The sequence below is a fragment of the Parasphingorhabdus sp. genome, assembly GCF_036963705.1.
In the GTDB taxonomy this organism is placed as follows: domain Bacteria; phylum Pseudomonadota; class Alphaproteobacteria; order Sphingomonadales; family Sphingomonadaceae; genus Parasphingorhabdus.
Window position 1 is genome coordinate 72,668 of record NZ_JBALUT010000004.1, and the last position, 10,008, is coordinate 82,675.

General features: G+C 56.9%; 12 protein-coding genes. 5 read left to right on the plus strand and 7 right to left on the minus strand.

The window, feature by feature from the left end; genetic code table 11:
• Window positions 1-62: 62 nt before the first annotated feature.
• Window positions 63-425 carry a DUF4870 family protein gene (locus V7680_RS01810; protein WP_335651571.1) on the minus strand — a complete coding sequence of 121 codons (363 nt, stop codon included), beginning with the start codon at window positions 423-425 and terminating at the stop codon, window positions 63-65.
• Window positions 426-656: 231 nt separating this feature from the next.
• Between V7680_RS01810 and V7680_RS01815 the strand changes: the two genes are divergently transcribed.
• The 5 genes from V7680_RS01815 (at window position 657) to rpoN (ending at window position 5,012) form a co-directional block, all read left to right on the plus strand.
• Entirely contained in the window at window positions 657-1,274 is a 618-nt protein-coding gene (locus V7680_RS01815; protein WP_335651572.1) for a ribonuclease D, read from the plus strand.
• Between the two features lie 59 nt (window positions 1,275-1,333).
• Window positions 1,334-1,978 (plus strand): LPS export ABC transporter periplasmic protein LptC, encoded by a 645-nt coding sequence (gene lptC / locus V7680_RS01820; RefSeq protein WP_335651573.1) that lies wholly within the window; start codon window positions 1,334-1,336, stop codon window positions 1,976-1,978.
• Entirely contained in the window at window positions 1,979-2,527 is a 549-nt protein-coding gene (locus V7680_RS01825) for an LptA/OstA family protein (RefSeq protein WP_335651574.1), read from the plus strand. It abuts the gene before it with no gap.
• 173 nt (window positions 2,528-2,700) lie between these two features.
• Window positions 2,701-3,495, plus strand: coding sequence for an LPS export ABC transporter ATP-binding protein (gene lptB / locus V7680_RS01830; RefSeq protein ID WP_442954956.1), 795 nt, complete (start codon window positions 2,701-2,703; stop codon window positions 3,493-3,495).
• Between the two features lie 2 nt (window positions 3,496-3,497).
• Window positions 3,498-5,012, plus strand: coding sequence for an RNA polymerase factor sigma-54 (gene rpoN / locus V7680_RS01835; protein ID WP_335651575.1), 1,515 nt, complete (start codon window positions 3,498-3,500; stop codon window positions 5,010-5,012).
• On the opposite strand, the gene V7680_RS01840 is transcribed toward rpoN, so the two are convergent.
• The 6 genes from V7680_RS01840 to V7680_RS01865 form a co-directional block, all read right to left on the minus strand.
• On the minus strand, window positions 5,009-5,527 hold the full coding sequence (locus tag V7680_RS01840) for a GNAT family N-acetyltransferase (protein ID WP_335651576.1): 519 nt from the start codon (window positions 5,525-5,527) through the stop codon (window positions 5,009-5,011). The two genes, rpoN and V7680_RS01840, sit on opposite strands and share 4 nt — an antisense overlap.
• The gene (locus V7680_RS01845; RefSeq protein WP_335651577.1) at window positions 5,524-5,733 is read right to left on the minus strand and encodes a DUF5818 domain-containing protein; all 210 of its coding nucleotides are present in this window, start codon (window positions 5,731-5,733) and stop codon (window positions 5,524-5,526) included. Before V7680_RS01845 ends, V7680_RS01840 begins: the two co-directional genes overlap by 4 nt.
• Window positions 5,730-6,701: an oxidoreductase gene (locus tag V7680_RS01850; protein WP_335651578.1), complete on the minus strand. Its 972-nt coding sequence runs from the start codon at window positions 6,699-6,701 to the stop codon at window positions 5,730-5,732. Before V7680_RS01850 ends, V7680_RS01845 begins: the two co-directional genes overlap by 4 nt.
• 120 nt (window positions 6,702-6,821) lie before the next feature.
• Window positions 6,822-7,943: an alanine dehydrogenase gene (gene ald / locus V7680_RS01855; RefSeq protein ID WP_335651579.1), complete on the minus strand. Its 1,122-nt coding sequence runs from the start codon at window positions 7,941-7,943 to the stop codon at window positions 6,822-6,824.
• 85 nt (window positions 7,944-8,028) lie between these two features.
• Window positions 8,029-9,030, minus strand: coding sequence for a peptidylprolyl isomerase (locus tag V7680_RS01860; RefSeq protein ID WP_335651580.1), 1,002 nt, complete (start codon window positions 9,028-9,030; stop codon window positions 8,029-8,031).
• Window positions 9,031-9,200: 170 nt separating this feature from the next.
• Window positions 9,201-10,008: peptidylprolyl isomerase (locus V7680_RS01865; protein WP_335651581.1), on the minus strand; the 808-nt coding region annotated here is incomplete at its 5' end.

Consider the following 10,008-nt stretch of genomic DNA (forward strand, 5'->3'; position numbering starts at 1 on the left):
AAGCGAATAAAATCGGCGTTCGGGTGCGAATCTGATCGATTCACAAGTTCAGAACGCCGTGGTCACAAAAGCCATGTTTTCGGATCGGCTATTGGTTCATGTTTCTGGGCCTTGGACAAGGCAACCACGGAACGAACCAAAATCCACAGAAAAAGTGCCAACAGAATCGGAATTCCGATCAATATTATCGAGAGAATGCCGCCGATAATACCAACTGCCAATCCGATGATAAATGTTCGGACATGAAATTGCAGATGGCTTTCTTCCCACGTTCCGGCGACCTCGTCTTTCCAGACCAGAGCCAGAATAAAGCCGACTATTCCAGTGATGCCCACGACAAATCCGGAGATATAGAGGAGCGAGACGATTGTCGCCTTGTTGAAGTCGAAGCCGGTAGCAACCGCTTTGGGTGTTTTATCGTCCATATTGTCGCACTCCTTGTCCGTTGGCCCCGCCCCGGATCGGCGATCTTGGTCAAACTAAACTTGCTGTTTGAACCGGCCTGCGGCACATAGCATATCCAATGATGCGGAGCTGTCAATTTTTGCAGCCGGCGATCTGTCCAGGACCCGAAGCAGAATGAAAAGGGTATTGAGTCGGGATCGTGGTTGCGAAAATGAAGTTGCGCCAGCGATAAAATAGACAGGCAGATTATAATGGCAGTTTTTTTTCATGAAGAAGACCTTCCCGCAGGCGTATTAGGCGAGGGTGCCGTTGCTGTGGATACCGAAACCATGGGGCTCCAAACGCCGCGTGACCGTCTGTGCCTTCTTCAGATATCGGATGGCCAAGGCGATGAACATCTGGTGCGCTTCGGTCCTGATAGCGACTATGCCGCACCCAATCTTCGCGCCATTTTGTCCGATCCGGATCGCGTGAAGCTCTATCATTTCGCTCGTTTCGATCTCGCCGCTATCGAACATTATATCGGTGTGATGGCAGCGCCCGTATTCTGCACCAAAATCGCTTCGCGCCTGATCCGGACTTACACCGATCGTCACGGACTGAAGGAACTGGTCCGCGAACTGCTCGGCCAGGATATTTCGAAACAGCAGCAATCCAGCGATTGGGGCAATCCCGAACTGAGCGAGGCCCAGCGAGAATATGCCGCATCAGACGTTCGCTTTCTGCATCGCCTGAAGGATGAACTCGAAGTTAGGCTCGCGCGCGAGGACAGGACTGCTCTGGCGCAGGCTTGCTTCGACTTTTTGCCTGATCGTGCCCGACTGGATCTGGCGGGTTGGCCGGAAACGGATATTTTTGCCCATGCTTAAACGGTTGGACCTCCTGCCCAGTCGTTGTAAGTTTCGGTTTTTGGGATTGTAATGCAATCATGTCGACCGCCGCCAACCTAGTCCGCACGAAGCGTCAGCTATTCGCTGCTCCGAACGGCAAGCATGACCGTAATGTCAAATGGTTACGCTTCATCTTGCCGGTGGGCGTTGGCGCACTGGGTTCGATGCTGGCGCTGGCCCCGTTCACTATGACCGGCGAGCTCAGTTTCGTTCTCGACAAGAATAGTGTCGACGTCGCCAAGGAACGGATGCGGGTTACCGAGGCGCTCTATCGGGGTGAGGACAGCGAAGGCCGACCGTTCTCGCTCAAGGCAGGGTCTGCTGTACAGAAAAGCTCGCGGGAAGCGGTTGTGGATCTGAAAGACCTTTCGGCCAGAATATTGCTGGAAGACGGCCCGGCGCAAATTCGCGCGAACCAGGGCCGCTATGATATGGATCAGGAAAATGTCCGGGTGCCGGGGCCTGTGCAGGTTGAGTCGGCCAGCGGCTACCGACTTTCCACCAGCAATGTCACGGTTGATCTCAAGAAACGCACGTTGAAAAGCGGAGGCGCCGTGGAAGGCCGCACCAATATTGGCACATTTGGAGCAGATCGGCTCGAAGCAGACCTGGCCGAGCGGACCGTCAGCCTCGATGGCAATGCGAGTTTGCGCATCGAACAAAATGGATTAAGAAGACCTTAGATGAAATTGAACCTATTTCTTTCGCTTTCCGCCGGCACGGCTATCCTTGCTTCAGGACTTTTGCTGTTGGCAGCTCCGGCTCCCGCACAGGTTTTTGGTAGTCACAACAGCAACGCACCAGTGAACTTCAACGCCGGACGGATAGAAGTGCAGGATCGCGCCGACCGGGTCGTGCTTTCCGGCGCTGTTCGGGTCGAGCAGGCTGGCTTAGTACTCAACGCAGCGCGAATGACCGTTGCCTATCGCAATTCCGGCGGGATCGAAATTGACCGGATAGATGCATCCGGCGGCGTAACGGTCAAGAAAGCGGGAGACACGGCTTCGGGCAATGTCGCCATATATGACCTCAATCGGCGACTAATTACCTTATTGGGCAATGTCACGCTTACCCAAGGTACCAATCGGCTCTCTGGCGGGCGTGTCATTATCGATCTGGCATCGGGCAGATCGACGATAGACGGCCGCTCGACGGGAGGCTCCTCGGTCGGTTCCCCAGATTCTGGCGGACGCGTAACCGGCACCTTTACCGTGCCGCAACGCAAAGACTGAATTTCTGAAACGGCAGCAGATTAAACCTTGCCGTTTCCGGTAACACCGACGCTTGATTATCTCCGCGAAAAATCCATTTTCAATATAGCATGCACAAAGCTTGCCAATTCGGGCTGGATTGGGGCATGCTCTTACCCAACGAACAAAACAGCCCATGCAAATGAGGACGAATGATGAACGACTCAGCGGTCACTGACATTCCGGCTATGGCCGATCCGGGAGCGGCCATGGCCAGTGATGCCATGGAACATGGCTTGGCTGTGGTTTCCATTGCCAAGAGCTATGACAAGCGCTCGGTTCTTTCCGATGTGTCGCTGTCGGTCGGACGCGGTGAAGTTGTGGGCTTATTGGGTCCCAATGGCGCCGGGAAAACGACCTGCTTCTATTCTGTCATGGGATTGGTGCGGCCGGATGCCGGACGGATCATGCTGGATGGCGAGGATATAACCTCCTTGCCGATGTATCGCCGGGCGATCCTGGGCATCGGCTACCTTCCTCAGGAAACGTCTATTTTCCGTGGGATGACGGTCGAGCAGAATATTCTGGCGGTCCTCGAGATGGTCGAGCCCGATGCCAATGTCCGGGACGAAACGTTAGACCGCCTGCTCGACGAATTCGGTCTGACAAAGTTGCGGAGTTCGCCAGCGATGGCCCTGTCCGGCGGCGAACGGCGGCGGTGCGAGATTGCCCGTGCGCTGGCCGCGAGCCCATCAATCGTCCTGCTTGATGAACCATTCGCCGGTATCGATCCACTGTCGATCTCGGATATTCGCGATCTGGTTTGCCAGCTACGCGATCGCGGCATCGGCGTGTTGATCACCGATCACAATGTTCGCGAAACGCTCGATATTGTTGACCGCGCCTGCATCATTTATGATGGTCAGGTATTGTTCGCCGGCAGCCCGGAAGATCTGGTTGCCGATGCCAATGTCCGGCGGCTCTATCTAGGCGAAGGCTTCGCTCTGTAAACATGGCACTCGCGCCCCGTCTGGATTTGCGACAAAGCCAGTCGCTAGTGATGACGCCGCAATTACAGCAGGCGATCAAATTGTTGACCCTGTCCAATCTCGAGCTGGAAACATTTATCTCTGACGAGATAGAGAAGAACCCGCTGTTGGACACCGGAGAGATTTCGACCGAGAGCGGAGAAGCCAGCGAGGGCGAGAACGGGCCGAGCGAGGCAGCGGCGCAGGGAAGCGACGAAATATTGTCCTCCGGGCCTGCCGAATCGGAATCCACTCTCGATATGCAGGGCGACACGGACAGTTTTTCCAACAACAGCCTGTCGGACAGCGATGGCGCGCTCGACGGTCAGCTCGGGCTCAATGGCTCCACTTCTGGCTCCGGTTCGACTGCCAGCGGCGATTCCCCGGATTTCGAGAATATGCTGGTCGCCGAAATAACCCTGACCGATCATCTGATGGATCAAGCCGGCGCCGTTCTTTCGGGGATGGACCTGTTCATCGCCCAGCATATTATCGACCAGATCGATGAATGCGGCTATTTGCAGGCAGATCTGCTTGAACTGGCCCAGCGCCTGAATGTCGGCCTCGTCGACATCGAACGCGTCTTGGCCACTGTCCAGACGCTCGATCCGGTGGGTGTCGGCGCGAGGGATCTGGCAGAATGCCTGGCCCTGCAAGCCATGGATGCGGATCGCTATGATCCGGCGATGGAGCGGCTGATCGACAATCTCGATCTGCTGGCGAAAGGCGCGCTGCCCCAGCTCAAGCGGTTGTGCGGCGTCGACAGTGAAGACCTGATGGATATGATCAGCGAGTTGCGCAATTACGATCCCAAGCCAGGCTGCAAGATTGGCGGCGGTGCGGTGCAGTCGGTTGTACCCGATGTGTTTATCGCCGAACGGGCGGGCCGGTGGATCATCGAAGTAAACAGCGCGACCTTGCCCAAGGTACTGGTAAACCGCACATATTATTCGGAATTGAAAGACGGCGCGCAGGACAAGGAGTCGAAGGACTGGTTGAACGAATGTCTCGCCGACGCCAACTGGCTGGTCAAGGCGCTCGACCAGCGGCAGCGGACGATTGTTAAAGTCGCGACCGAAATCGTCAAGCAACAGGAAGAGTTTTTCCGCCAAGGGGTAGAGCATCTTCGCCCGCTGACGCTGAGGCATATCGCCGAAAAAATCGAGATGCATGAATCGACCGTCAGCCGGGTGACGTCGAACAAATATCTCTCCTGCTCGCGCGGGACGTTCGAGCTGAAATATTTCTTCACCAGCGGTATCCAGTCGTCGACCGGTGGCGAGGCAGCATCGGCGGAAGCGGTGAAGAGCCATATCAAGTCCCTGATCGACAATGAGGACCCCAAGAAGATCCTGTCCGACGACAAGCTGGTCACCCTGCTGAAAGACAAGGGCTTTGACATCGCCCGGCGCACGGTGGCGAAATATCGTGAAGCGCTCGGCATGGGCAGTTCGGTGCAGCGCCGCCGGCAAAAGGCGCTCGAGGGCAAGGCCGCCTAGATCGGCTTGCGCAGCACCGCAAATTCCAGCTCCGAAGATTTTGGCCGGCCAAAGCGCGGATCGCCGTGGGGAAACGGCCGGAGTTCGCCGGTCCGCACATAGCCGCGACGTTCATAATAAGCGATCAGATCGCTGCGCTGGCGGATGACGGTCATCTCGATCGCTTTCGCCTGCCAGTTGTTGCGGACAAATTGCTCCGACCGGGTCAGCAATTCCTTGCCAAGCCCTGCGGCCTGCAAATCAGGATCGACGGTCAGCAAGCCGAGATAGGCAAGGCTTTCCCCGACATGGGAAAGCTGCACGCATCCCGCGATGGCATCGCCGTTTTTCGCGAGCAGGATCACCTGCCTGTCCGCTTCGATGATTTCCCGTAGCGCCTTGGCATCGGTCCGCTGCCCGCTGAGCAGGTCGGCTTCATGGGTCCAGCCGCGCTTGGCGCTTTCGCCCCGATAGGCGCTTTCAACCAGCGCGTGGAGCGCGGCGATATCATCGATTTTTGCGCGGTCGAAATTCATGCCAGCCGGACTCCGTCTGCTTCAAGCAGAGCACTGCCGGTAGCCCGTCCGGTCACCACCACCCGCTTCTCGACCTCGTCAATCGGGGTGCGCAACAGTTCGAGCCGATAGCGCTCGCCATCATCGCATTGCAGAAAGAAGCCGGTCGCATCGCGCTGCAGCAGTCCGGCATATTCCCTGGTTTCTTGGTCGTCCTTTACCATCATGCAGCGGCGAGCAAAGTCTCGCTAAGCTCCCACAGCCGCTCGGCATCTTCGTCGACGGTAACATGCGGCGCGCAATGCATGAAGGAGGGTGAGTCTTCACCAACCAGCTGCGCAACGTCGCAATCTTCGCAATAGACGCCCGGCATGTCATCGAGCAGCGGTGACGTGGCCGCCCAAAGACTCGTGGTGCAGCCCTGGGTTGTTGTCTTGAAAATCTCGGCAATCATCGGCGGAACCGTGCCGTCCTTGTTCAGCCACCCCAATTCTATCTGCTCTTCCTGAGGCAAGTGGCGCTGCAGCGGGGTGAAAATGCCGCCCGGATGGACCGAGAAGGCGCGACCGCCAAAGCCTTGCATACGGCGGCTCAACGCGTTGGCGAACAAGGCATTGGCGCTCTTGGCCTGGGCATAAGCGACCCATTTATTATAGTCGCTCTTCTCGAACTGGATATCGTCCCACAATATGCCGTTGCGCTTGTGGGCGACCGACGACAGTGCGACCACACGAGGCGCGACGGCTTTCTCGAGCGAAGGCATCAGTGCCTTGGTCAGTGCGAAATGGCCCATATGGTTGACGCCGAACTGGCCTTCCCAGCCGGGCCCGACACGCTCGAGCGGGCAAGCCATAATGCCGGCATTGTTGATCAACAGGTCCAGCGCATCGATATCGCCGGCCACCAAAGCCGCAAAGTCGCGCACCGAAGCGAGATCGGCGAGATCCATTTTTGCCGAAGAGACATTGCCGTCGACGGTCGCCAGATTCTCTTTTGCTTTTGCCGGATCGCGAACCGGCACGATCACCGTCGCGCCCGCACCGGCTAACGCACGGGTGGTCTCCAGACCAATGCCGGAATAGCCGCCGGTGACGATGGCGGTCTTGCCGGACAGATCAAAGCCGGCGAGTATTTCGTGCGGTTCGCTCTTCGCTGGAAAACCGGAGCCGAGTGGTTTCTGGTCTGCTGCTGCCATGCTGGTATGTCCTTCTTGTTATGCCGTTCGTCCTGAGCTTGTCGAAGGACATATTTCGTCCGAGAGATGTGGTTCGACAAGCTCACCACGAACGGATCAAACAGCTGTTCTCCAACCAGATTACGCCTTCAGTCCCACAATCTCCGATACCGGCATATATTCATAGCCCAAATCTTCGGCGACCGCCTTGTAGGTGACTTGACCATTCCAGACATTGAGCCCTTGGGCAAGATGTGCGTCATCGCGCAGCGCCGCTTCCCAACCCTTGTTGGCAATCGCCAGCGTGTGCGGCAGAGTCACATTGTTTAGCGCATAGGTCGATGTCCGCGAGACCGCACCCGGCATATTGGCGACGCAATAATGGACGATATCGTCGACGACATAGGTCGGATTCTCATGGGTTGTTGCCCTGGAGGTTTCAAAACAGCCGCCTTGATCGATTGCGACATCGCAAAGCACCGAACCGGGCCGCATGGTTTTGAGCATTTCGCGGGTCACCAGCTTGGGTGCTTCTGCACCCGGGATCAGGACCGCTCCGATTACCAGATCCGCTTCGGCAACGCATTCGGCCAGATTGGCCTTGTTCGAGAAGCGGGTCTTGGCGCGGGATTCAAAATGGGTCCCGACCGATTCCAGCACGTCGGGATCACGATCCAGGATCGTCACATCCGCGCCGAGACCGGCGGCCATTTGCGCAGCGTTGAAACCGACGACACCGCCGCCGATGATTGTCACCTTGCCGGGCGCAACGCCCGGGACACCACCGAGCAAGATGCCGCGGCCGCCATGGGCTTTTTCCAGCGCGGTCGCACCGGCCTGGATCGACATCCGTCCGGCGACCTGGCTCATCGGTTTGAGCAAGGGCAATCCGCCTGTGCCGGTTACGGTTTCATAGGCAATGCAGATCGCTTTGGATTTGACGAGATCCGCAGTCTGTTCAGGGTCGGGCGCGAGGTGGAGATAGGTGAACAAGATCTGGCCTTCGCGTAGCATCGCCCGTTCGACGGCTTGAGGTTCCTTGACCTTGACCACCATGTCGCATTTTTCGAAGACTTCGGCGGCTGTGCCGGCAATCGTCGCGCCTGCGTCGATATATTCCGCATCTTCGGCACCAATACCCAGTCCTGCACCGGTTTCTACCAGCACATCATGGCCGTGGGCAGTCAATTCCCGGACTGACTCAGGGGTCAGGCCGACCCGATATTCATGGTTCTTGATTTCTCTGGGGGTTCCGACGCGCATGGGGAGGCTCCTGTTTTTTTGAGTCTAGTCGTAATCAATAACAGCAAATACCGGCCTGCGCGAGACGCCTTGTAATTTTGTTGCCCTATCTTGAAACTTTCCTAATCGGCACTGGCACGGTGCAAATATTGCCATAGCCGCCATGGGCCTCGATATATTGCAGCAATGCCGGGCTGTAGCTGGCGAGATATTGATAGGCCGGTTGCTCGGCTAGCGGCAATTCGCTGGCCAGACGGATCGATTTGATCTCGGTATATTCCGATTTGTCGGCATAGAATCCGCCCCCATCGGTGCCCAGCGGCAGATTCTGCAAATGTTCAAGGCCGTCAATCACTCGCCCGACCATGCCGAAGGTCGTGTCGAGGCTGCGCGCTGCTTCGCCGGTGATCACCGACATTTCCGCGCCCGTTCCGGCGTCTGGTGGATCATAATGGGCCGGTGATAATGAACCGCGACAGGTCAGCGGATAATATAGGGTTTCACCGTCAACGCTCTTGCTGCCAATCGGCCAGCCGCCGCCGAAGCCGACTTTTTGTGCGCCGCCATTTTCATAGATCATTTTCATCAGCGGCCGGATTTCGGTGCCCTGATATTGATTGCTGTAATCGACCGCTGCCTGCAGGGCCGCCATATCGGCATCGCGCTTCGCCCCGAGTGCCGCGTTATAATATTCGCTCTCCGGAACCGTCTCGAGGCCTTTGGGAAGCTTCTTGGCATCGGGATTGCCGCCGAACTGGGTGACGAAATCCTTGGCGACGCGGTAGATTTTCGTGCCGTCCCACCAGCGGGTTTTGGCGAAGGTCCGGACATTGCGGACATGGCCACCGGAAAGGCTGGGCGGCAGCAGCTGGATCACCGCCTGCCGTTTGGTGCCGTTGGTAGCATCTGGCAGGGTGAAGACGAGGAGGTCGCTGAGCGGGATGAGGAGCCAATGTTCGGCTGGTGCATTGACGAGAACGTCAGGCGGTGCGAGATCGAGTGTTTCTTCCACTCCCTCTTGTGCCAGGGCCGGAGAAGCCAGCGAGGGAGAGGCTGCAGCCAGCGCACAAAGAATAAAGGGTCGCGCGTTCCAAAGATATTTTTTCATCAGGCAGTTCCCGTTGCGAACTTTACACACTTTACAGTGTTAAAGAAAAATAAGCCATTTCCCCAAGATAAGCCAGAAAACTGCTGAAAATCGAGCATAAAGAGGATACTTGTGGGCCTATCATCATGGCCTCTGTTTACGCAATTGGACCGGTGTAGGAAAGGTGACTCTCACTCCCCGCTTACCCGGCGCACCGGCACCGGAATATTGCAGATATCTGCTCCGCCTGCCGGCACAATGAAAAACGGATCACGCCGATTGGCGCGGGCATCGGCATATTTGGCAAATGTTTCCCCTTCGGTATCGAGATATTCGAATGAGGGCGATGCTTCTTCGGCCAATGCATTACCAAGGCGAATAGCCGTGATCGGCACGCGCTTGCTTGCATCCTCGTAAAATCCCAACTGCCCCTTGCCGCGCGGCAGGCTGGAGAGATGCTCGATCCCTTCGATCACCCGCCCGACCACCGCAATATTGCGATCAAGATGGCGCGGCGAATGGCCGATCACGGTGTAAAGTTCGGCGCCGCTGCCGGTATCGGGGGAATAGTTGCGGCCGACACCGACCGCACCGTAGCAGTGGATGGGTGATATTGATTGAGTTTTTCGTTGAAAACTTAATGGCCAACCAGAACGGAAACGTGTGCCATAAGCATATGGATCATTGAACATAGCTGACTGTTGAATGCGTTTTACCATTGCTTGTGCTTCGGGGGAGAGATCGGAAATGCTACACCCTCCTTCTTTCTTACAAGCCCTGAGAAGGTCCATGGCGCTTGGGCCCTTTCGGGGAAGTTCAGAAAGTAACGCTTCATAATCACTCTCCTCCATTACCTCCAACCCCTCGGGCAAAGCCTTCTGCTCGGTCTCGCCCGATTCCGGATTATCGTAACCGGCATCGCCCCATTGCACGACATAATTGTCCTGCACCCGGTTGATGCTGGTGCCATCCCACCAGTGCGCGGCGGCGAGCTTGCGG